We start from the raw sequence: 21,598 nt of genomic DNA, 5'->3' as shown, positions 1-21,598 counted from the left end.
CTCCAGGAAAATGGTCGGCCGGGCTCGCGAGCGGCGTAACGGAGGCCAACCGTTACACAGCAATAGCCGCCGTGCTAGCGGCCAAAACGGTGCTGTGCGTCACCATCCGGTGACCCTGGGCGAGAAGATGCTGGTGACAGCGGTCGAGTGAGATTCTCCGCACCGATCCAGTGCGTCTCAGATGATGGGAATGGGAGACTTCTCCGGTGGCGGTGATGATCGAGGTAAATGATTCCGCCGACGGGCGCCTGAATGACTTCCGCGACCTTGCGACAGCCGATCGAAGGCCCGATCGTCCGGGTGGCCGAGGATTGGTCATCGCAGAGGGAGTCATCGTCGTGGAGCGGCTGCTCGCGTCGCCTTACCCCGTTCGCGCACTGCTCGGCGTGCGCAGGCGGATCGAGGATCTCGCCGACCGTCTCGCCGCACTCGACGTGCCCGCCTACATCGCCTCCGCCGAGGTGATGGCCGAGGTCGTCGGCTTCCACCTCAACCGCGGCGTGCTCGCCACCGCCGACCGCGCACCCCGCCTCCCCCTCGTCGAACTTGCCGCCACGGCCCGCAGCCTGGCGGTCCTGGAGGGCGTGGGTGATCACGAGAACCTGGGCTCGCTGTTCCGCAACGCGGCCGCCCTGGGCGTCGACGGCATCGTGATCGGACCCGGCTGCTCGGACCCGCTGTACCGGCGCAGCGTGCGGGTCTCGATGGGCCACGTGCTCCGCGTGCCGCACACGACGATCAGCGACCTGCCCGCGGGCCTGGACGAGTTGCGCCGCCACGGATTCCACATCGCCGCACTCACCCCCGCCCCCGAGGCCATCCCACTGCGCAAGGCAGACCTCGGCGGTCGCAAGGTCGCCCTGCTGCTGGGCTCCGAGGGCCACGGCCTGACCGACCAAGCCCTCTCCGCTGCGGACGCCAAGGTCCGCATCCCCATGGCGGGCGGGGTGGATTCCCTGAACGTCGCGACCGCAGCGGCCATCGCCTTCCACGCCACCGTCGAGGGTGAGTAAGTTCAGCTCCGCGTTTGTTGACTATTGAATGACCGTCTGGCAGAGGAGCTGGAGTGGAACTGCACGCGCGTGACGGGCGCGCGGTCCTCGTCGGCCGCGACGTTGGCGGCGAGCAGGACCTGGGCTCCGAGTCGACTCCCGCCGTGCCCGCGGAACTGAGCAGGGCATTGGGCGAGTGGGCCAAGGTCGCCGATGCCCTCCTGCGCGGCAGCGCCGACGTCGAGGACAGCGAGGCCGCCCACGACCTGGTGTCCCAGCGCGGCAGGCAACTGGCCCGCCGACTCGCCGAGTCCCTCCAGTCCCCACTCGGCTACGCGGACCCCATCGCGGGCGGCGTAGAGCTGATCGACCCGAGCACCGGCCCCCGCCGCTCCCGCCGAGTCCCCACCGAGCCCACCCCCTGGGCCACCGGCCTCACCGTCGCAGGCCTCGTCGCGATCATCCTCATGCTGATCGTCATCCAACTCTCCCACGGCCTCTCCCACGCAAGCCCCTGGCTGGCCCTGGTCGCCAACCTCCTCATCGCAGGCGGCCTGGCCCCCTCGATCTGGCTGTCCCGCACCACCCCCACCTGGCGCTGGATCTCCCTCGGCGTCGCCGTCGGCATCACCCTCGCCTGGCTGACCCTGTTGATCACCGCAGCGGGCGAATAACCACCGGCCGCGACACCGTTCGGCTGCGGTTGCGGCATCACGCCGAAGGTCGGGATCGGCCTTACCTCGGTTAGACCAGGGAATCCCGCCAGGCTTGGTGGAGGGCGGCGAAGCGGCCGTTCTGGCCGATCAGGTTGGCCGGGGTGTCGTCCTCCACGATGCGGCCGCGGTCCACGACCAGTACGCGGTCGGCCAGCAGCACCGTGGACAGGCGGTGCGCGATGATCACCGCGGTGCGCTGCGCCAGGATGGTCTCCATCGCCGCCTGGACGGCCCTCTCGGTTGGCAGGTCCAGGCTGGCGGTGGCCTCGTCCAGGATCAGCACCGCGGGGTCGGCCAGCAGCGCCCTGGCGAAGGCGATCAGCTGGCGCTGGCCCGCCGACAGCCTGCCGCCGCGTTTGCGCACATCGGTGTCGTAGCCGTCGGGCAGGGCGCGGATGAACCCGTCCGCCCCGACCGCGGTGGCCACCGCCTCGATCTCGGCGCGGTCGGCGGTGGGTTTGCCCAGTGCGATGTTGTCCGCGACGGTGCCCGCGAACATGAACGACTCCTGGGTCACCATGGTGACCGCTCGGCGCAGGTCGGTGTCGGACACCTCGCGCAGGTCCACCGAGTCCACAGTGACGTGGCCCTCGGTGGGGTCGTAGAAGCGGGCGATCAGCTTGGCGATGGTGGACTTGCCCGCGCCGGTCTCGCCCACGATCGCCACCGTGGTGCCCGCCGGGAGGTGCAGGTCCAGTGTGGACAGCACGACGGGGGTGTCCGGGCCGTAGCGGAACTCCACGCCGGAGAAGCGCAGGTCGCCGCGCGGCTGGGGCAGCGGGGCGGGCTTCGCGGGTTCGGCCACCGCGGGCTCCTCGGCCAGCACGCCGGAGATCTTCTCCAGCGCCGCCGAGGCTGCGGCGTAGGCGTTGACCAACCGGCCCAACTCGTCCAGCGGCTCGAAGAACCGGTTCAGGTACAGCATGAACGCCGCCAGGACACCGAGCGTCAGATCGTCCTCGATCACCCGGTAGGCGCCGAAGACCAGCACCAGCGTGATGGTGATGTTGCCGGTCAGGCCGATCACACCGGAGAAGTGCGTGAGGGTGACGTTGCTGCGCAGTTCGGCCTGCCTGCTGGACTCGCTCAGGCGCCGCATCAGGCTGGAGTTGATCGGCTCGCGGCGGTACGCCTGCACGGCGCGGATGCCGTTCATGCTCTCCACGAAGTGCGTGATCACCCTCGCCGAGCGGGTGCTGGTCTGCCGGTGGTCGGTCTTGGACCGCCGCCGGTACCAGCGGGAGATCAGCATCAGCGGCACCAGGCCCGCCAGCATCACCATGCTGAGCGGCAGGTCCAGCCACATCAGCATCACGGTGATCGTCACCACCGACAGCAGCGCGGCGATCAGCCCGTCCAGGCCGTCCTCGATCAGCGTGTACAGCCGGTCAAGGTCGCTGGTCAGGCGCGTGATCATCCGACCGGAGGTGTAGGACTCGTGAAAGGACAGCGACAGCCGCGTGACCTTGTCGTACACCCGCTCGCGCAGGTCGAGCAGCACGTCCTGGCCGACCCGGCCCGCGAGCATCATGAACCCCGCCCGCATGCCCCCGCCGGCCAGCGCGGACAGGACGTAGCCCGCGACGCACCACACCAGCGGCTCGTAGCGGCCGCCCGCGGCCGCGGGCACCGCGGTGTCGATGACCGCGGCGACCAGCAGCGGCTGCGCCATCGAGGCCACGTTGTCCAGCAGCGCCATCGTGATCGCCAGCGCCACTTTCCAGCGGTGCGGGCGCAGCAGCGAGCCCAGCAGCCTGCGGGTGCGCTGCTTGCCGCCGGGGGTGGACTCCAGCGTCTCGTCGGTCTCATCGGCCTCGCCCGCGACGATGCCGCGCCAGGTCTCCTCCTCGGCCTGCGGGGCCGTCGCCTCGGCGTTCATGCCACTTCCAGTTCGTGTTCGCGGCTGGCCAGCAGCGCCCGGTACTCCGGGCAGTCCGCCAGCAGGTCATGGTGGGTGCCGACGGCCAGGATCCGGCCGTCGGCGAGCAGCGCGACGCGGTCGGCCAGCGCCACCGTGCTCGGGCGGTGCGCGACGACCAACGCGGTCACGCCGCGCAGCACGCTGCGCAGCGCGGCCTCGACCTCGGCCTCGGTGTGCACGTCCAGCGCCGACAGCGGGTCGTCCAGCACCAGCACGGACGGCCTGCCGATCACCGCCCTGGCCAGCGCCAGCCGCTGGCGCTGGCCGCCGGACAGGGTCAGGCCCTCCTCGCCGATCCGGGTGTCCAGGCCCCACGGGAGTTCGTCCACGAAGGACTCCGCGGCGGCCACCCGCAGCGCGGACCGCACCTCATCGTCGGTCGCCTCCGGATGCCCGAGGCGCACGTTCTCCCGCACGCTGGCGGAGAACAGCACCGGCTCCTCGAAGGCGGTGGCCACCACCCGGCGCAGGTCGGCCAGCGCCAGGTCGCGGATGTCGACGCCGTCCACGGTGATCCGGCCGTCGGTCACGTCATAGAGCCTGGGCACCAACGCGGTCAGCGTGGACTTCCCGCAGCCGGTCGCGCCGACCAGCGCCATGGTCTCGCCGGGGCGGACCGCCAGGTCGACGCCGCGCAGCAGGTCCTCGTCGCCGTAGCCGAAGCGGACGCCCTCCAGCCGCAGTTCACCGCGCACCGGCGCGGGCAACGGGACCGGGTTGGCGGGGGAGCGGACGGTGACCGCGGCCTCGCGCACCTCGAAGTAGCGGTCGGCGGCGGTGGAGGCGTCGCCGGAGTCGGCAAGCAGCCAGCCGCTGGCCATGAACGGCCACATCAGGTAGCCCGCGATGGCCAACGCCGCGACCAGCTCGCCGGGGGACATCGCGCCCGCGGCCACCGTCGGGGCGCCGACGGCCAGCAGGGCGGCGACCGCGGACTCGGGCAGCGCGATGATCGCGAAGATCAGCGCCGCGAACACCCGCACCTTGCTCAACTCGGTCTCGCGAAGCTCCTTCGCCTCGGCCATGAACCGGCGCAGCCGCTGCGGCCCTCGGCCGAAGGCCTTGATCACCCGGATGCCCAGCACGGTCTCCTCCACCGCCGTGGCCAGGTCGCCGACCTGGTCCTGGGAGCGGCGGGACAACCTGCTGTAGCGGCGTTCGAAGATCATCGACAGGGCCACCACCGGCAGGATGATCAACGCGAAGACGCCGCCGAGCAGCGGCGACATCGAGATCAGCAGGATCAGCCCGACGCCGATGTTCACCGTGGTCACCACGAGGAAGATCAGCGTGAACCGGAAGAACCGGCCGATGGTGGCCAGGTCGGTGCTTGCCCTGGACAGCAGCTGCCCGGAGTGCCATCGGTCGTGGAAGCTCACCGGCAGGCGCTGGAGGTGGTCGTAAAGCTCGTTGCGCAGTCGCGCCTCGATCTTGGTGGCCGGGCCGACGACGAACCAGGGCCGGATCCAGTGCAGGCTGCTCTCCGCGACGCCCAGGACCAACAGACCCAGCGCGGGCAGCCACAGCCCGTCCAGGTTCCGCTCGGTGATGGGGCCGTCGATGATCTGCTGGACAACGAACGGGATGGCCAGGCCACAGCCGGTCGCGCCGAGGATGGCGACCGTGCCGATGATCAGTCGCCAGCGGTAGGGGCGGGCATAGGGAGCCAGCCGCAGCAGCGAACGCACCGCCGAGGACGGCGTCGCCGCGCGGGATTTGTCATCGGATTGTGGCCCCATGAGCGGAGACGGTACGAGCCCGCGCCGGTCTCAAGCACCCGATTTTCCGGCGGCACCGGATCTTGGCGCGCACGGACACGGGAACAGGGCAGCCCGTCCGGGACGGGTCGACGGTCAGTTGCGTTGGGAGCGGACGCCGAGCAGGACGTCTTCCCAGGAGGGCACGATGGGGTGGTTCTTGCGGCCCTTGCCGGTGCGGGCCGCGGGGGCCTCGGTGCTGCGGGCGGGGGTGTGCGTGCTCAGGTTGCCCTGCTGCTGCGCCGCGGGGCGCGGTTCGGCGGCGGGCTCCTGCGGTTCCTGGCGGCGCTGCTTGGGCTGCTGGCGAGGCGGCGCCGCCGGGGCGGGTGCGGGGGACTGGTTTACCGCGACCCTGGTCTCGACCGCGGGCTCCTCCTCGTCCACCGGCTCGGTGACCTGCGGCATCGACGGCATCGTCGCGGCGACCTCCATGGCCTGCTGCGCCAGTGCGGTCACCGGCCGGACGGTACGCAGTGTGCGGCCCGCCATCGGGTCGATCAGGTCGATGGCGAGTTCGTCGATGGCGGCGACCGTGCCGCCGTGGGCGCCGGGGTGGAACACCCAGTGCGCCTTGTTGTCGGACCGGCCTGCCCGCCAGCGCAGCTGGATGACCCACTTGCCGTCCTCGCCGCGCCAGGAGTCCCAGTTGACCGTGGCGTAGTCCTGTCCGCGCTGGGTGAAGGCGTAGGCCACCACCTCGGCCAGCGTCTGCACGTCAGGGCCGTCCTCGCGGATGGGGTGCGCCCGCTGGGCCATGTCGGCGGTGCGGGAGCGCTCCAGCAGCACCGGGTAGGCGAACCGCTCCACCTTGGCGGGGGGCAGGCCGGAGGAGGCCGCGATCTGCTCGATGGACGCGCCTGCACGGATGCGGGCTTGGATCTCGCGAGGACGCATGTGGCTCTCCAGCTCGATCTGCACCTGGCCAAGTCGCGAGATGTCGCCCCGGGCGGCGGCAAGCAGCCGCTCGTCGCAGGGCAGAGTGAAACGCTCGCCGCGTTCCGGGTCCTCAAGGATGACGGTCTTGCCGTCCTCGCCGAGGCCGACGACTCGCAGCGCTCGCATTCAGCCCTCCTGACATTCACCTCGCCAAGCCGACGGTAGTGCGGCGTGCCGACTTGACGCGGGAGGCACGCCGGGGTTCACCATGATCTCTTACACTTTTCCCAGCGTCGATCTTGCCGCGCGGAACCTCCTGACGCCAGTGCGCCACGCCGAGACACGCCCAATTCGACCACCGGGCCTGCCGCGTTCAGAAACACGCCCCGTGTATTCCTTTTCCCGCGGTGATGTCGCGTGAATCGATATCGACGCTCCTCGAGCGGAGCCGGGCCGCATTCGGGAATTCGCAGGCATGGTGGGACGCATGTGGCGTCGCGCGAGCCGGATTCCTGCACCGGCGGGCACCCCATTTCAGCGAGGCGCCCGCCGGGGTCGGCTCAGGACTGGCGCTCGACGATGTAGTCGATGCAGCGGGTCAGCGCCGCGACGTCGGCGGGGTCGATAGCCGGGAACATGCCGACACGAAGCTGGTTGCGGCCCAGCTTGCGGTAGGGCTCGACGTCCACGATGCCGTTGGCGCGGAGGGTGGCGGCGACCGCGGCCGCGTCCACCGAGTCGGCGAAGTCCACGGTGCCCACGACCTGCGAACGCTTGGCCGCGTCCGCCACGAACGGGGTCGCGAACTGCGAGGCCTCGGCCCAGCCGTACAGGGTCTGCGAGGACTCGCCGGTGCGCTTGACGCACCAGTCCAGCCCGCCCTGGCCCAGCATCCACTCGATCTGCTCGGCGAAGAGCACCAGCGTGGCGATGGCAGGCGTGTTGTAGGTCTGGTCCTTGCGCGAGTTGTCCAGCGCGGTGGTCAGCGACAGGAACTCCGGGATCCAGCGGTCGCCGCCGCCGATCTCGCCGATCCGCTCGACCGCGGCCGGGCTGAGCAGCGAGATCCACAGCCCGCCGTCGGCGGCGAAACACTTCTGCGGCGCGAAGTAGTAGACGTCGAAGTCTTCGGCGCGCACCGGCAGACCGCCCGCGCCCGAGGTCGCGTCGATCGCGATCAGCGCGTTCTCGCTGCCCTCGGGCCTGCTCACCGGCACCATCACGCCGGTGGAGGTCTCGTTGTGCGCCCACGCGATCACATCGACGCCGTCCTGGGCGACCGGCTCGGGGGCGTCCCCGGGCTCTGCCGAGATCACCACCGGGTCCGCCAGGAACGGCGCCCCCTTGGTCACCTTGGCGAACTTGGACGAGAACTCGCCGAAGGTCAGGTGCAGGGCACGCTCGCGGACCAGGCCGAAAGCGGCCGCGTCCCAGAACGCCGTGGTGCCGCCGTTGCCGAGCATGACCTCATAGCCATCGGGCAGCCCGAACAGCTCGCGCAACCCACTGCGGACCCGCCCCACCAGCGCCTTCACCGGCTTCTGCCGGTGCGAGGTGCCCATCAGCGCCGCACCGTCCGTGTACAGGCTGTGCAACTGCTCGGGCCGGACCTTGGACGGACCGCAGCCGAACCGCCCGTCAGCGGGCTTGAGGTCGGCGGGCAGTTGCAGCGAGGCCTGGACGGTCTGGGTCATAACGGCGCCTTTCGCGAACTCGTCGAATCCATCGTGCCGGGGTCACCGGCCCACCGCTCGACGGCGCCGTTGACACCGAGCAGGGACGCCCAGTCTCCCAGCCCCAACCCGACAGATCCCACCGAGGTGGCGCCCACCACCCCGGACTTGGTGTCCTGAGTCCGGGGCAAACGCCGGGATAAACGAACTCAGGACACTCAGTCCGGGACTGCACGCGGTGTTGGGTCAGTGGGTGATGGTGTCCCAGCCTTCGACCTCGGCGGGGTCGCGCGGCGCGGGGCCGACGTACTGGGCGGAGGGGCGGACCAGGCGGCCGGTGCGCTTTTGCTCCAGGATGTGCGCGCACCAGCCCGCGGTGCGGGCGCAGGTGAACATCGCGGGCATCATGTGCGGGGGCACCTTGGCGAAGTCCAGGATCACCGCGGCCCAGAACTCGACGTTGGTCTCGATCGCCCGGTCGGGGCGGCGCTCGCGGAGCTCGGCCAGCGCGGCCTGTTCCAGCGCGGAAGCCACCTCGAAGCGCTCGGCGCCCAGTTCCTGACAGGTGCGGCGCAGCACTCGGGCCCTGGGGTCCTCCGCGCGGTAGACGCGGTGGCCGAAGCCCATCAGGCGCTCGCGGCGGTCCAGGATGCCCGCGACCACCTTGCGCGCGTCGCCGGTCTTCTCGACCTCTTCGATCATCGGCAGCACCCGCGCGGGCGCACCGCCGTGCAGCGGGCCGGACATGGCGCCGATCGCACCCGACATCGCGGCGGCAACGTCGGCGCCGGTGGAGGCGATCACCCTGGCGGTGAAGGTGGAGGCGTTGAGGCCGTGCTCGGCGGCGGACACCCAGTAGGCGTCCACTGCCTTGACGTGCGCCGGGTCGGGCTCGCCGCGCCAGCGGGTCATGAAGCGCTCGGTGATCGTGGTGCACTCGTCGATGCGGCTCTGCGGCACCGCGGGTGAGCCGATGCCGCGAGCCGACTGGGCCACGTAGGACAGGGCCATCACCGAGCCGCGGGCCAGCTGCTCGCGGGCCTGTTCATCGGTGATGTCCAGCAGCGGCTGGTAGCCCCAGATGGGCGCCAGCATGGCCAGCGCGGCCTGCACGTCCACCCGCACGTCCCCGGTGTGAACCGGTATCGGGAACGGTTCAGCGGGCGGCAGACCGGGCCCGAAGCGGCCGTCGACCAACAGCGCCCACACGTTCCCGAAGGTGACCTTGCCCGCAAGATCCTCGATGTCGACGCCGCGGTAACGCAGCGCTCCGCCATCGCGGTCCGGTTCGGCGATCTCGGTCTGGAAGGCGACAACACCTTCCAGACCGGCACGGAATTCGGGCTCACCCGCCGGTTTCCGGTCCTGCACCGCATTGTGCATCGTCTACGCGCCCTTCTCTAAGCATTCCCCGACGTCATCGTGCGCGATTTCCCGGCGAGTCGATCCCCGTAGCACCTGCCATGCGGGCAGGCCCGACCTCGCGAGGAGCCTTTACCCTCTACCTCTCGGGTACCCCTCGGCAATCGCAGCGGGAAGTGTCGTGCCTCACTGACACAAGACTGTTCAATTCACAACGGTGTATGTCTGGGTGTGAGTATCGGTTTAATCTCGCTTACCTGCGCGATGCTTGCGGAGAGTCACCTGTGTCGGGAATTTCTCACCAACCAGGCGGTTTCGCCGGTTCCGAACAGCACGTACGGTCCGGTCAAACCGGCGGCAGGGAGGCACTATGAGCTCGCAGGGCATCCGGAGGGCGATGAGCGTGGGCGACAACATCGACGCGGAAATCGCACTGCCCGCCATGAGAGTCTCCTACGAGGCGGGTGACCTCGACGAGTCCGATCTCGCCCCGACCTGGCACGAGCAGCTGGCGTTGTGGCTGGAACAGGCCACCGGCGCCGGGCTGCCGGAGCCCAACGCGATGGTGCTGGCCACCACCGACGTGCAGGGCAGGCCGTCCTCGCGCACCGTGCTGGCCAAGGGCCTCGACGAGCGCGGTGTGGTGTTCTTCACCAACTACACCTCCGCCAAGAGCCACGACCTGCGCGCCACCAGGGCCGCCTCGGTCACCTTCCCCTGGTTCGCCATGCAGCGGCAGGCCAATCTGCGCGGCTCCGTGGAGCGGGTCGACCCGGCCGAGACCGCCGCGTACTGGGCGAGCAGGCCCCGCGGCTCGCAACTCGGCGCCTGGGCGTCGCCGCAGTCCACCGTGGTGCACGACCGGCGGGCGCTGGAGGCGGCGTTGGCCGCAGTCGAGCGGCGGTTCGCCGACGCCGAGCAGATCCCGGTGCCCCCGCACTGGGGCGGCTGGCGCATTCGACCGGAGGTCGTGGAGTTCTGGCAGGGCCGCCAGGACCGCATGCACGACCGGCTGCGGTTCCGCGCCGCGCACGGCGGCTGGCGTATCGAACGGCTGGCGCCTTAACGCCGCCAAATGAGACATGTATCGATTTGACTCCTATTTAGTCACGCTAACTGGTTAATCTGCGGCCTGTGACTCAGCAGGCCGCCCCGCCGACTCCCGAAGACCAGCCGCGCCGGGGACTCGCCGGTCTGCTGATGGACACCCGCCCGCTGCGGGTGCCCGCCTACCGCAGGCTGTGGATCTCCGGCGTGGTCAGCACCGTCGGCGCTCAGTTCACCGTGGTCGCGGTGCCCAAGCAGATCTACGACCTCACCCACTCCTCCGCCTACGTCGGCCTGGCGGGGGTGTTCGCGCTGGTCCCGCTGCTGGTCTTCGGCCTGTGGGGCGGCGCGGTCGCCGATGTGATGGACCGCCGCAAGCTGCTGCTGTTCACCAACGCGGGCACCGCGCTGCTGCTCCTGCTGTTCTGGGCGCAGGCCGCGTTGGGCATCGGCAGCGTGTGGCTGGTGCTGTCGCTGTTCGCGGTGCAGCAGAGCCTGTTCGCGATGAACGCCCCGGCCCGCAACGCCTCGGTGGCCCGGCTGGTGCCCGCGGAACAACTGCCCGCCGCGGCCGCGCTGAACAGCACGATGTTCATGGTCGGGTCGGTGCTCGGACCGATGGTGGCCGGTGCCGCGCTGCCGCTGATCGGTCTGTCCACGCTGTACCTGATCGACGCGCTGGCGCTGCTGGCGATGCTGTGGGCGGTGTGGAAGCTGCCGCCCATCCCACCGCTCGCGGGCGCGCCGACGCGGGCGGGCCTGCGCGATGTGTTCGCCGGGTTCCGGTACCTGGTCACGCAGAAGGTGCTGCTGGCCTCGTTCCTGGTGGACATGATCGCGATGGTGTTCGGCATGCCCAGGGCGCTGTATCCGGAGATGGCCGAGCGCACCTTCGGCGATCCGGCGGGCGGCGGTGTTGCGCTCGGCCTGCTGTTCGCGGCCATCCCCTTGGGCGCCTTCCTGTGCGGGCTGCTCTCGGGCTGGTCCAGCCGCATCCGACGGCACGGCGTCGCGGTCACGGTGGCGGTCGGCGCCTGGGGCCTGGCGATCTTCGGCTTCGGGTTGGCGGGCTCGCTGCCGTGGGCGGTGTTCTTCCTCGCGCTGGCGGGCGCGGCGGACATGGTGAGCATGGTGTTCCGCAGCGCGATGCTGCAGGAGGCGGCCACCGACGAGATGCGGGGCCGCATTCAAGGCGCGTTCATCGTGGTGGTCAACGGCGGCCCACGGCTGGCCGACGTGCTGCACGGCTCCACCGCGGCGGTGGTCGGCACCGCCATCGCGGCGAGCGGCGGTGGTCTGCTGGTGATCGTCTTCACGCTGGTGGCGGTGCTCCTGATCCCGGCGTTCTGGCGGTACCGACCTCGGTGACACCCGCCCGGATGATCTTGCTGGGCTGATCGACCCGGCCGTGCCAGGGTGGCGTTCGTGCTGATGAGGCTGCTCACCGCAGCGATCGTGTGCATCCTGGCCGCACCGACCGCCCAAGCAGCTAACGGTCCACCGCTGACCGAGCCCGCCGCCGCGATGGCGGCCGCGCTGGAATGCGGGCCGGTGCGACATCCGCAGGCCAACACGGTGCTGCTGGTGCACGGCACCTTCAGCGCACCGGAGGGTTACTGGGACTTGAGCTACCGGCACGCGCTGACAGGCATCGGCCGCGATGTGTGCACGGTGACGCTGCCCGAGCGCTCGCTGGTCGACATCCAGCGGTCCTCGGAGTACGTGGTGCACGCCGTGCGCGATATCGCCGCGCGCACCGGCCGCAAGGTCGACACCATCGGCCACAGCCAGGGCGCCCTCCAGCAGCGCTGGTCGGTGAAGTGGTGGCCGGACGTGCGGCGGCTGACCGAGGACCAGATCATGCTCGGCGGACCGAACCACGGCATTGTGCAGGCCGACACGCTGTGCGCGTTGCCGATCGGCTGCCCGGCCGCGATCTGGCAGCTCCGCAGCGACGCCGCGTTCATCGCTGCGGTCAACCGTGACGACGAGACCCCCGGCCCGGTGGATGTCACCTCGATCTACTCCGCCACCGACGAGATCGTGCAGCCCTACGGACGGTCCGCTGTGGACGGTGCGAGCAACATCGCCGTGCAGGACGTGTGCGCGGCCAGGCCGGTCGAGCACCTCCAGTTGCTGGTCGACGCGGTGGTGTGGCGGCTGGTGGTGGACGCCTTGAACCATCCGGGGCCCGCCGACCCGGCTCGGGCGGCGCCCTCCTGCGCCGAGTTGCTGACGCCCGGGGTGCTGCGGGTGCCGGAGCCGAAAACCGTGCTCGGCGGGGCGGCGGTGGTGCTCACTGCCGCGACTCATCCGGTGCGCAACGTGCCCGCCGAACCGCCGCTGCGGGACTACGCACAAGGTTGAGCATTTCGACGCGCTGGGCGACGGGAGAGCTCTAGGCTCTAGCCGTGAGCCAGTACCCGCACGGGCCGATCCCCGCAGGCCCACCGCCGCATTTCGTCTCCCACGCGCAAGCGCAGCGCCGCGGCGTGCTGGCCCCGGTGCTGGGGGTCGCCGCGCTGGCGTTCTGCGCCCTGCTGGTCGTGGGCACCGTCGCCTTCGAGGTCGGCGTGGTCACCGTGGTCATCGCCGCACTGGCCGCGATGCTCCCGGTCGTCCCCGTGGTGGCCGCGTTCCTGTGGATCGACCGCTGGGAGCCGGAGCCGCCCTCGCTGCTGCGGCTGGCCTTCCTGTGGGGCGCCGGGTTCTCCGCGCTCGTCGCGCTGCTGATCAACACCAGCGCCTCCATCGTCGCGGAGATCAGCGCGGGCGAGGGGGCGGGCGACGTGATCGGCTCGGTGATCTCCGCGCCGATCGTGGAGGAGGGCGCCAAGGGCCTGTTCCTGCTCGGGCTGCTGATCTTCCGCCGCCGTGAGCTGGACGGGATCGTGGACGGGCTGGTCTACGCGGGGCTCACCGCGGCGGGTTTCGCGTTCACCGAGAACATCCTCTACTTCGGCCGCGCCCTCCAGGAGGCGGCCGACAGCGGCACCAGCGGCGGAGTGGTGCTGATCCTGCTGATGCGCGGCGTGCTGTCGCCGTTCGCGCATCCGCTGTTCACCGCCATGACCGGCATCGGCGTCGGCATCGCGGCCAACGCCCGGCACGGACTCACCCGGTTCGCCGCGCCGGTCGCGGGCTACGTGCTCGCGGTGCTGCTGCACATGATGTGGAACTTCTCCGCCACCATCGGCTTCGAGGCGTTCGTCGGCGTCTACATCCTGATCATGGTGCCGCTGTTCGGCGCCATGGTCGCCGTGGTGCTCTGGCAGCGGCGGCGGGAACAGCGAGTGCTCGCCAACGAACTGCCGGGCTTCGCCAACGCGGGTTGGATCGCGCCGCAGGAGGTCGCGCTGCTGGCGGACCTCAAGGGCCGCAAGCAGTGGCGCCGGGCGGCGGGCGCCAGGATGGGCAAGGCGGCGGCGAAGGCGGTGACGGCGTATCAGGCGGCGGCCACCGAACTGGCCTTCCTGCGCGCCAGGATCCACCGCGGCGCGGTCGGCCCGGAGGCCCAGCACTGGCACAACGAACTGGTGCACGCGCTGGCCGGGGCGAGGGCCGCGGCGATCAACGTCTCCGCCGCGCTGCCGCCCGCCTACCAGCCCGCGGGCGGCTGGGCGCACGCCGCGCAGGTGCAGCCACCCCCGCAGTACGCCCAGCAGGGATGGCAGCACCCGCCGCAGCACGGCCAGCCGCCGCGCTGGTAGCTCAGGTCGTGGTCGGCGTCGGCATCGTGGTGCAGGTCGGCGTCGGCGAGGCCGTGGTGGGTGGCGTGGTGGGCAGGGTCGTCACCGGCGGTCCGCCCGAGGCGAGCCGGGTTCCGCTGCACAGCCCGGTCTCCACGGCCCGGTCGCTCGCGTCGCCGGAGGCGAAGATCAGGTAGGACGTCCTGGTGTTCAGCTCGATACCGCAGAGCGAGCCGTGCACCGGGGTGAGCACCTGCGTGGCGGCGTGCACATCGCCCTTGTAGACCTTCTCGACCAGCACCGTGTACCGGTACTTGTCGTCATGCGGCGACGCAGGGTCGCCCTCGTCGACCTTCTTGTTCAGCACCAGCCCGGTGAAGACGTGCTGCGCTCTGTTGTACCGGATCGTCTCGTTGTCCCCCGGGAAGCAGCTGCACGCTTGCGCGGGCAGCACGGCGAGGGCGACGAGCGTGGTGGCGATCAGCGTTGCGGCGCCGGACAGCCAGGCGAGACGACGGCCTAACGACATGGATTCCCCCAGGTGCGAATCGGGTCGGTGACGTGCCCCGAGCATAAGGAACCGTTACCGGCAAACCGCCCAAAGATCCTGGTCGAATCCGTTCAGGCGCGCGGAAAGGCATTGCCCAGGACGTCGACTATCGTCCGGGCACAATTTCCGTCCGCGTCCAGGTCCGGGTCGTAGATCGCCACGTTGAGCCCGAGGCAGCCGGGTGCGGCGGCGAGGCGGGTGATCAGCTCGGTGAGCCGGTCGGCCGGGATGCCGCCGGGGTCGGGCGAGTCCACCGCGGGCATGATCGACGGGTCGAGCACGTCCACATCGACGTGCAGCCAGAAGCCGTCCAAGCCATCCAATCCGGACAGTGCTCGATCGGCGGTGCCCGTGTCGATCTGCCCCGCGGTCTCCACCGGGATGCCCGCCGCGTGAAGTTCGGGCAGGCCTTCGTCGTAGTCGCGGATGCCCAGCACCACAAGGTGTTCCGGCCGGATCAGGGGATCGCCGAGCCCGGTCAGCCCGGGGTGGCCGCGGCCGGTCAGGATCGCCACGCCCTCACCGGCAGCGGCTCCCATTCGCGTGGAGTTGCCGGGGTGGCGGTAGTCGCTGTGCCCGTCCAGGTAGGCGATGCCGTAGGTGCCGGACGCGCGGTGCAGGGCCAGTGCGGGCCCGAACAGGATGCTGCAATCGCCGCCGAGCAACACCGGGAAGGCACCGTCGGCCCACAACGCGTCCAGCCGGTCCGCCAACGCCCGCGAGTACTCCGCGATCGGCGGCACGTGCCGGGTGGCGCCCTCGGGCCAGGCTTCCCAGTCGTAGGCGGGCGGCACCACCGTCCCGCCGTCCCGCGCGCCCACACGCTCGACCAGTCCCGCCCGGCGCAGTGCGCCCGGCGCCTTCGAACAGCCCGGTTCCCCGCCACGCGGCGGCGGTCGCAGCCCCAGATTCGACGGGGCGTCCACGATGACGAGTTCGCGCATATAACCATCATAAGCGAAACACAAGTTACGAGAACGCCCCGCCGGGCGAACCTTTGCCAAACCGCCCTGCGGATCACCACGGCTTGGCTAATGTGACGGCCGTGCTCAGTGCGTGGGGTCTCACCAAGGTCTATGACGGCCGCAAGGTGGTGGACCAGGTCGGCTTCGAACTCCAACCGGGCACCGTCACGGCCTTCCTCGGTCCCAACGGCGCGGGCAAATCCACCACCCTGCGCATGATCAGCGGGCTCACCGTGCCCACCGCGGGACACTCCACCGTCGCGGGCAGGCCGTACCCGAAGTGGCCCAACCCGGCCCACGTCGCGGGCGTGCTGCTCGACGCCGCCGCCGTGCACCCCGGCCGGTCCGGGCGCTCGCACCTGCGGATGGCAGCCACCCTGGCGGGCGTGCCCGCCCGGCGTGCCGACGAGGTGCTGGAGATGGTGGGCCTCTCCGACGCGGCCACCCGCAGGATCGGCAAGTACAGCCTCGGCATGCGGCAGCGCCTCGGCCTGGCGCACGCCCTGCTGACCGACCCGCCGCTGCTGGTGCTGGACGAGCCGATCAACGGCCTCGACCCGGACGGCATCCGCTCCGTGCGCAACCTGCTCCGCGGGCACGCGGCGCGGGGCGGCACGGTGTTCCTGTCCAGCCACGTCCTGTCCGAAGTGGACCAGACCGCGGACAGGGTGCTGGTGATCGGCAACGGCCGCATCCTCGCCGACGGCCCGCTGGCGCATCTGACCGCCTCACAGCGCTGTCTGGTGCGGGCGGCGGACATGCCGCAGCTGGGCAAGGTGCTGCTGGAGGCCGGGATCGTGGTGCAGCCGGGCATCGACGGGCACTTGGCCGCGCACGCGCCCGTCGAGTTCGTCTCCGAGGTGACCTTCCGCGCGGGAATCCCGCTGCTGGGACTGCGGCCGGAGCAGATGAGCCTGGAAGACCTGTTCTTCCGGCTGACCGGAGGTGCCAGGACATGACCCAGGGTTGGCCGCAGCCGGGCGCCCACCCGAGCCCGTACCCGCAGGGCCCTGGTCCGCAGACGGGTCCCCAGCCGGGCATGCGCCCGCCGATGCCGTATCCGCCTTCGTCCGGTCCGCACGGGTACCCGGCGCAGCAGCCAGGCCCGCCGACCGGACCGCAGCCCCGCGCCGGTCTCCCGCCGCAGGTCGCGCCGCCGGTCGGCCAGGCCGCGCCGGTCAACACCCCGTGGTCCGTGCGCGCGGCCAAGCGCACCGGGTTCGTCAGCGTGGTGCTGGTGGAGCTGAAGAAGCTCTTCGGCACCCTCTCCGACCGCCTGGTGATGGCGATGGCCCCGCTGTTGCTGCTGGCGCTGTTCCTGCTCACGACGCTGCCCGCGAGTTCGATGGGCACCATCGAGAAGGAGACCAGCGGGCTGCTGATCTCCATGCAGCTTGGCCAACTGCTCTTCTTCGCCGCGGTCATCAAGCTGGTGGCGGGGGAGTGGCAGTACAAGAGCGTGCAGCCCACGCTGTTGGTGCAGCCGTCCCGAATGCGGTACTTCGCCGGTCAGACGAGCGTGCTCCTGCTGCTCTGGCTCGGCACGGTGCTGCTGACGTATCTGATCTACCCGCTGCTGGTGGAGTCCAGGGCCAACGCGCTGCACCACAACTACCTGCTGGGCACCCGGCCGTTCTGGCTGCTCGGCGTCGTCTGCCTCGGCACCGGCCTGGTGCTGCTGTCCGCGCTCACCGTCGCGCTGCTGGTGCCCAACACCGCGGGCGCGCTGACGGTCTACTTCCTGGTCGCCCCGATGCTGATGTTCCTGCGGGTGGGGATGCCCGAGTACTTCGGCTTCATCTACCCGCTGGAGCCGACCTTCTGGTACGCGGGCCAGGGCGGCGGCCTCCAGGCGATCGTCGCCCTGGTGCTGTGGCTGGTACTGCTCGCCGTGGGCGTCAGCAGACTGGCCAAGCGAGACGCGGGCTAGTCGGTCCGGCGGCTGCCGCCGTCGGGGTCGATGACGGGCAGCAACTTGTCCACCGTGTCCTTCGCGTGCGGGCAGAACCGCTGCTGGACATCCTCCATCGGCATGTCGCGGTCCTGGGACGACAGTTGGCTGGTCTCGTCCAGGTTGGCCTGCGCGGTCACCACGAACGGCCCGATGTAGCCGACGTCGACGTAGATCGAGCACTCGTGGTTGACGTAGCCACCGATCACGGTCAGGGCGTAGTACCGGTCGAAGAGGATCGAGCGGTGGAAGTAGGTGCCGACGCCCGAGTTCCAGTAGTCGGCGAAGGTCTTCTGGTCGGACTTGCGCCGGGCCGGTCCGTACTGGTCGATGTTGAGATCGCCCCACGGCTCCTTGGCGTAGCAGCCACCGACCGAGGTGGTGATCGGCTTGCCGGCCAGCCCGAGCAGCTCACGCAGGTTCGGCGGCAGCCCCTCGCAGGTGTTGTCGAACACCGGCTTCTGGTCCGTCTGGAAGTCCAGGTCGTCGTAGGCGACGGCGTCCGGGTCGAGCCTTGGCGCGCTGCCCGCGGTCAACGGCGGTTCCGGCGGCGTCGCGCAGCCCGCGACCGCGAGCATGCAGACCAGCAGGGTGATCGAGATGACGCGCTTGCCCATGCCGGTCATCTCAGCACAAGCCGGCGCCGCCCGAGTGCGGTTCGGTGAAGGTCGCCCTGTCCGCGTGAACGGGCGATCTTTGCGGCGAAAACACCCAACCCCCTGACCACACGCTGGGTGACAGGGCAGACTGCACGACCATGGCGAGCGAGACGACAGCCGCGGGGCCCGCCGCGGCAAACGACAAACAGCCGGAGCTGAAGCGGGCCATCGGGCCCAAGCTGCTGCTGTTCTTCGTGATCGGGGACATCCTCGGCACCGGGATCTATGCCCTGATGGGCGACGTGTCCGGCCAGATCGGCGGTGCGCTGTGGCTGCCGTTCCTGCTGGCGTTCGCGGTCGCGATCCTCACCGCGTGCAGCTACCTGGAACTAGTCGGCAAGTACCCGAGAGCCGCAGGCGCCGCGCTGTACACCAACAAGGCGTTCGGCGTTCCCTTCTTCACCTTCCTGGTCGCCTTCGTGGTGATGTGCTCCGGCCTGACCTCGGCCTCCTCCGCCGCCACCGCTTTCGGCTCGACCTACCTCCAGCAATTCGTCGACGTCGACCCGAAGCTCGCGGCCATCGCGTTCATCGTGCTGCTCGCGGTGATCAACTTCCGCGGCGTCGCCGAGTCGATGAAGGCCAACCTGGTGCTCACCTGCATCGAGCTGTCCGGCCTGCTGATCGTGATCGGGGTCGGCCTCTTCGGGGTGCTCCAGGGCAGGGGTGATGCGAGCAGGCTCACCGAGGTCAACACCGCCGACAACACGTTCCTGCTGGCCATCACCGCGGCGACCAGCCTCGCCTTCTTCGCCATGGTCGGCTTCGAGGACTCGGTCAACATGGCCGAGGAGACCAAGAACCCGACCAAGATCTTCCCCAAGGCCATGCTGACCGGCATGGCGCTGGCCGGGCTGATCTACGTGATCGTCGCCGTGCTGTCCTCGATGCTGGTGCCCACCGAGGTCCTCAAGCAGGTCAAGAGCGGTGCGTTGCTTGAGGTGGTGAAGGCAGGCTCGGCTTCGTTCCCGCTGGAGGTCTTCGCCTTCATCGGCTTGTTCGCCGTGGTCAACTCGGCGTTGATCAACATGCTGATGGCCAGCCGCCTCGTCTACGGCATGGCCAATGAGCGGATCATCCCCAAGGTTCTCGGCCAGGTGCACCCCGCCCGCCGCACTCCGTGGATCGCGGTCCTGTTCACCACCGCCATCGCGATCCTGCTGGTGTCGTTCTTCGACCTCAAAGCGCTCGGCGGCACCACCGCCCTGCTGCTGCTGATCGTGTTCACCATCGTCAACATCGCGGTCCTGGTGCTGCGCAAGGACAAGGCCGAGCACCAGCACTTCCGGGCGCCGACCCTGGTGCCGATTCTGGGCGCCATCGCCAGCGCCTACCTCGCCATTCCGCTGACCAGCGACCAGCAGGCGCGGTACCGCATCGTGGCGATCCTGCTGCTGGTCGGCCTCGCGCTGTGGTTCCTCAACTGGCTCTACCACCGGCTGCGCCGCGACGAGGTGCACACCATGGAGTTCGACCCGGAGAAGCTGTCCAAGTGAGGCCCGCGACCGGCGAGCAGTTCGAGATCCGCTACGGCCCGTTCCGGGCGGTGGCCACCGAGGTGGGCGCCGGACTGCGGGTCTTCGAGCGGGACGGCCTGCCGTTCCTGGAGTCATACGACACCGCACAGCGCCCGCCGTCCGGCGCGGGCGCTGTGCTGGTGCCCTGGCCGAACCGGGTCGCCGACGGCCGCTGGCGGGCCGGTCAGCTCGCGTTGACCGAGCCTGCCCGCGGCAACGCCATCCACGGCCTGGCCAGGCACCTGTCCTGGCAGCCCGTGGAGCGCGGACCGTCGACCGTCACGCTGGCTGTCACGGTCAACGCCCAGCCCGGCTGGCCGGTTGCAGTGCGGTCCGCGGTGAACTACGAGCTCAGCGACCACGGTTTGCGTGTCACGCACACCATGCACAACCTGGGCGCCGAGCCCGTGCCCTTCGGTGTCGGCACTCACCCGTACCCGCGGGTGGGCGGGGCCGCCACCGACGACTGTGTGCTGCGGCTCGCGGCGGGCAGCGTGCTGGACGTCGACGAGCGGATGCTCCCCACCGGCCCGCCGCGCCCGGTGGAGGGCACCGAGTACGACTTCCGCGGTGGTCGCGAGCTGTCCGGGCTGCGGCTGGACACGGCCTTCGGCGACTGCGTGCCGGACGAGGCCGATCCCCAGCAACTCGTCCGGCACAGCGTGCTCGCCCCCGACGGCACCGGCATCGAACTGTGGGCGGAGCCGGTGTTCCGCTGGGTGCAGGTCTACACGGCGGACGATTTCCCCGGCCGCGGCCGAGCGGTGGCGATCGAACCCATGACCTGCCCGCCCGACGCGTTCAACTCTGGCACCGACCTCATCGCCCTCGCCCCCGGCGAGTCGTGGTCCGCTGCCTGGGGCTTGAAGCCGGTCTAGCGCGGTGATCGTCGTCGCGGGTGAGGCACTGGTGGACCTGGTGCCGTCCACTATGGATGGACAGCCGCGGGCGCTGCTGGGCGGCGGACCGTTCAATGTGGCCGTTGCCCTTGGCAGGCTCGGGGTGCCCGCCGCGTTCTTGTCTCGGGTGTCCACAGACGATTTCGGCGCGCGGCTGATGGCGCGGCTCGCGGAGTCCGCTGTGGATACGACGTTCATCCAGCGAGGGTCCGAGCCGACGACGACAGCCGCCGTGGGGATCGGGGCGGACGGTTCCGCCTCGTACGAGTTCCGGGTCGAGGGCACGGCGGACCGGCTGTTCGCCGACCCCGGGCCGCTGCCCGAGTCGGCTCGGATCGCCTGCTTCGGCACCTTGTCGCTGGTGTTGGAGCCGGGGGCGAGCGCCTACGAGGCCGTGTTGTGGCGGGAACACGCGCGAGGCGCGGTCACCGTGCTCGACCCGAACGTGCGGCCGGTGCTCATTCCGGATGCCGACGCCTACCGCGAGCGGTTCGCCGGGTGGCTGCCGCACGTCACGCTGCTGAAGCTGTCCGAAGAGGACGCCCGCTGGTTGGCAGACGAACCGGACGCCGACCCGCTGCGGCTGGCCGAGGGCTGGCGGGACCGAGGGCCTGCCGCGGTGGTGGTCACCAGGGGTGGCCGCGGCATCGAGGCGGTCACGCCCGCGGGCCGGTTCGCGATGCCGTCGGCGCCTGTCGACGTGGTGGACACCATCGGGGCGGGGGACACCGTCACGGCGGCCCTGTTGGCCGCGCTGCACCGGGCGGGAGGCGACCTGGACGCGGTGGACTGGCCGTCGGCGCTGGCATTCGCGGTCACCGCGGCGGGTGTCACCTGTTCGAGGGCGGGGGCCGAGCCGCCCTGGGCGTCCGATCTGTCCTGATGGGTGTCGCAGCGCACGTGAACGGGTACCACAAATCGTTGAGGACCGGTGGCTTCCGTGCATAAGGTGGACGGCAGTGGACCGGTCGGCCCAGTCGGGTCGTCACCGGTCCGCGCACGGCGTGCCCGCACGCTCTCACCG

19 protein-coding genes are annotated in these 21,598 nt (G+C 70.5%); 11 read left to right on the top strand and 8 right to left on the bottom strand.

All coding sequences use genetic code 11. The features are described from left to right. The first annotated feature begins 206 nt into the window (after nucleotides 1–206). Nucleotides 207–1,013 carry a TrmH family RNA methyltransferase gene (locus tag ACU6XJ_RS07710; protein WP_476308049.1) on the top strand — a complete coding sequence of 269 codons (807 nt, stop codon included), beginning with the start codon at nucleotides 207–209 and terminating at the stop codon, nucleotides 1,011–1,013. 53 nt (nucleotides 1,014–1,066) lie between these two features. Further along, nucleotides 1,067–1,666, top strand: a complete 600-nt coding sequence (locus ACU6XJ_RS07705) for a DUF2537 domain-containing protein (RefSeq protein ID WP_476308047.1) — start codon at nucleotides 1,067–1,069, stop codon at nucleotides 1,664–1,666. A gap of 70 nt (nucleotides 1,667–1,736) precedes the next feature. On the opposite strand, the gene ACU6XJ_RS07700 is transcribed toward ACU6XJ_RS07705, so the two are convergent. The 5 genes from ACU6XJ_RS07700 to ACU6XJ_RS07680 form a co-directional block, all read right to left on the bottom strand. Further along, nucleotides 1,737–3,587, bottom strand: coding sequence for an ABC transporter ATP-binding protein (locus ACU6XJ_RS07700; protein ID WP_476308045.1), 1,851 nt, complete (start codon nucleotides 3,585–3,587; stop codon nucleotides 1,737–1,739). Next, nucleotides 3,584–5,368: an ABC transporter ATP-binding protein gene (locus tag ACU6XJ_RS07695; protein WP_476308043.1), complete on the bottom strand. Its 1,785-nt coding sequence runs from the start codon at nucleotides 5,366–5,368 to the stop codon at nucleotides 3,584–3,586. Before ACU6XJ_RS07695 ends, ACU6XJ_RS07700 begins: the two co-directional genes overlap by 4 nt. A 114-nt stretch (nucleotides 5,369–5,482) precedes the next feature. After that, entirely contained in the window at nucleotides 5,483–6,448 is a 966-nt protein-coding gene (gene sepH, locus ACU6XJ_RS07690) for a septation protein SepH (protein WP_476308041.1), read from the bottom strand. Between the two features lie 374 nt (nucleotides 6,449–6,822). After that, a complete protein-coding gene (serC, locus tag ACU6XJ_RS07685; protein WP_476308039.1) occupies nucleotides 6,823–7,956 on the bottom strand; it encodes a phosphoserine transaminase in 1,134 nt (377 codons plus the stop codon). A 225-nt stretch (nucleotides 7,957–8,181) separates the two neighbouring features. Beyond that, complete coding sequence (locus tag ACU6XJ_RS07680) at nucleotides 8,182–9,318, bottom strand: citrate synthase 2 (RefSeq protein WP_476308037.1); 1,137 nt, start codon at nucleotides 9,316–9,318, stop codon at nucleotides 8,182–8,184. Between the two features lie 349 nt (nucleotides 9,319–9,667). Here ACU6XJ_RS07680 and pdxH point away from each other — a divergent pair, with 349 nt between their 5' ends. The 4 genes from pdxH to ACU6XJ_RS07660 all read left to right on the top strand — a co-directional run bounded on the left by pdxH (nucleotide 9,668) and on the right by ACU6XJ_RS07660 (nucleotide 14,054). Then, complete coding sequence (gene pdxH / locus ACU6XJ_RS07675; protein WP_476308036.1) at nucleotides 9,668–10,363, top strand: pyridoxamine 5'-phosphate oxidase; 696 nt, start codon at nucleotides 9,668–9,670, stop codon at nucleotides 10,361–10,363. Between the two features lie 134 nt (nucleotides 10,364–10,497). Beyond that, nucleotides 10,498–11,712: an MFS transporter gene (locus ACU6XJ_RS07670; RefSeq protein WP_476313841.1), complete on the top strand. Its 1,215-nt coding sequence runs from the start codon at nucleotides 10,498–10,500 to the stop codon at nucleotides 11,710–11,712. A gap of 63 nt (nucleotides 11,713–11,775) precedes the next feature. Further along, nucleotides 11,776–12,711: an esterase/lipase family protein gene (locus ACU6XJ_RS07665; protein ID WP_476313839.1), complete on the top strand. Its 936-nt coding sequence runs from the start codon at nucleotides 11,776–11,778 to the stop codon at nucleotides 12,709–12,711. A gap of 44 nt (nucleotides 12,712–12,755) precedes the next feature. Beyond that, complete coding sequence (locus ACU6XJ_RS07660; protein WP_476308034.1) at nucleotides 12,756–14,054, top strand: PrsW family intramembrane metalloprotease; 1,299 nt, start codon at nucleotides 12,756–12,758, stop codon at nucleotides 14,052–14,054. Nucleotide 14,055: 1 nt separating this feature from the next. Here the strand turns inward: ACU6XJ_RS07660 and ACU6XJ_RS07655 are convergent, their stop codons facing one another. Then, the gene (locus ACU6XJ_RS07655) at nucleotides 14,056–14,562 is read right to left on the bottom strand and encodes a hypothetical protein (RefSeq protein ID WP_476308033.1); all 507 of its coding nucleotides are present in this window, start codon (nucleotides 14,560–14,562) and stop codon (nucleotides 14,056–14,058) included. Between the two features lie 92 nt (nucleotides 14,563–14,654). Continuing rightward, on the bottom strand, nucleotides 14,655–15,527 hold the full coding sequence (locus tag ACU6XJ_RS07650) for an arginase family protein (RefSeq protein WP_476308031.1): 873 nt from the start codon (nucleotides 15,525–15,527) through the stop codon (nucleotides 14,655–14,657). A 101-nt stretch (nucleotides 15,528–15,628) separates the two neighbouring features. Between ACU6XJ_RS07650 and ACU6XJ_RS07645 the strand changes: the two genes are divergently transcribed. Both ACU6XJ_RS07645 and ACU6XJ_RS07640 read left to right on the top strand, forming a co-directional pair. Continuing rightward, nucleotides 15,629–16,507: an ABC transporter ATP-binding protein gene (locus ACU6XJ_RS07645; RefSeq protein WP_476308030.1), complete on the top strand. Its 879-nt coding sequence runs from the start codon at nucleotides 15,629–15,631 to the stop codon at nucleotides 16,505–16,507. Continuing rightward, the gene (locus ACU6XJ_RS07640) at nucleotides 16,504–17,478 is read left to right on the top strand and encodes a hypothetical protein (protein WP_476308028.1); all 975 of its coding nucleotides are present in this window, start codon (nucleotides 16,504–16,506) and stop codon (nucleotides 17,476–17,478) included. The genes ACU6XJ_RS07645 and ACU6XJ_RS07640 overlap by 4 nt, the downstream gene beginning before the upstream one ends. On the opposite strand, the gene ACU6XJ_RS07635 is transcribed toward ACU6XJ_RS07640, so the two are convergent. Then, nucleotides 17,475–18,116 carry a hypothetical protein gene (locus ACU6XJ_RS07635; protein WP_476308026.1) on the bottom strand — a complete coding sequence of 214 codons (642 nt, stop codon included), beginning with the start codon at nucleotides 18,114–18,116 and terminating at the stop codon, nucleotides 17,475–17,477. The genes ACU6XJ_RS07640 and ACU6XJ_RS07635 overlap by 4 nt on opposite strands. Before the next feature lie 140 nt (nucleotides 18,117–18,256). Between ACU6XJ_RS07635 and ACU6XJ_RS07630 the strand changes: the two genes are divergently transcribed. The 3 genes from ACU6XJ_RS07630 to ACU6XJ_RS07620 are packed head-to-tail and all read left to right on the top strand — an operon-like array spanning nucleotide 18,257 to nucleotide 21,457. Next, complete coding sequence (locus ACU6XJ_RS07630) at nucleotides 18,257–19,654, top strand: APC family permease (protein WP_476308025.1); 1,398 nt, start codon at nucleotides 18,257–18,259, stop codon at nucleotides 19,652–19,654. Then, nucleotides 19,651–20,553 (top strand): aldose 1-epimerase family protein, encoded by a 903-nt coding sequence (locus tag ACU6XJ_RS07625; RefSeq protein WP_476308023.1) that lies wholly within the window; start codon nucleotides 19,651–19,653, stop codon nucleotides 20,551–20,553. The genes ACU6XJ_RS07630 and ACU6XJ_RS07625 overlap by 4 nt, the downstream gene beginning before the upstream one ends. Before the next feature lie 4 nt (nucleotides 20,554–20,557). Beyond that, a complete protein-coding gene (locus tag ACU6XJ_RS07620; RefSeq protein ID WP_476308021.1) occupies nucleotides 20,558–21,457 on the top strand; it encodes a carbohydrate kinase family protein in 900 nt (299 codons plus the stop codon). The last annotated feature ends 141 nt before the right edge of the window (nucleotides 21,458–21,598 follow it).

The organism is Actinorectispora metalli, assembly GCF_056323685.1.
Note: the sequence above shows the minus strand (reverse complement) of the source record. Positions and strands in the feature narration are given on the sequence as shown.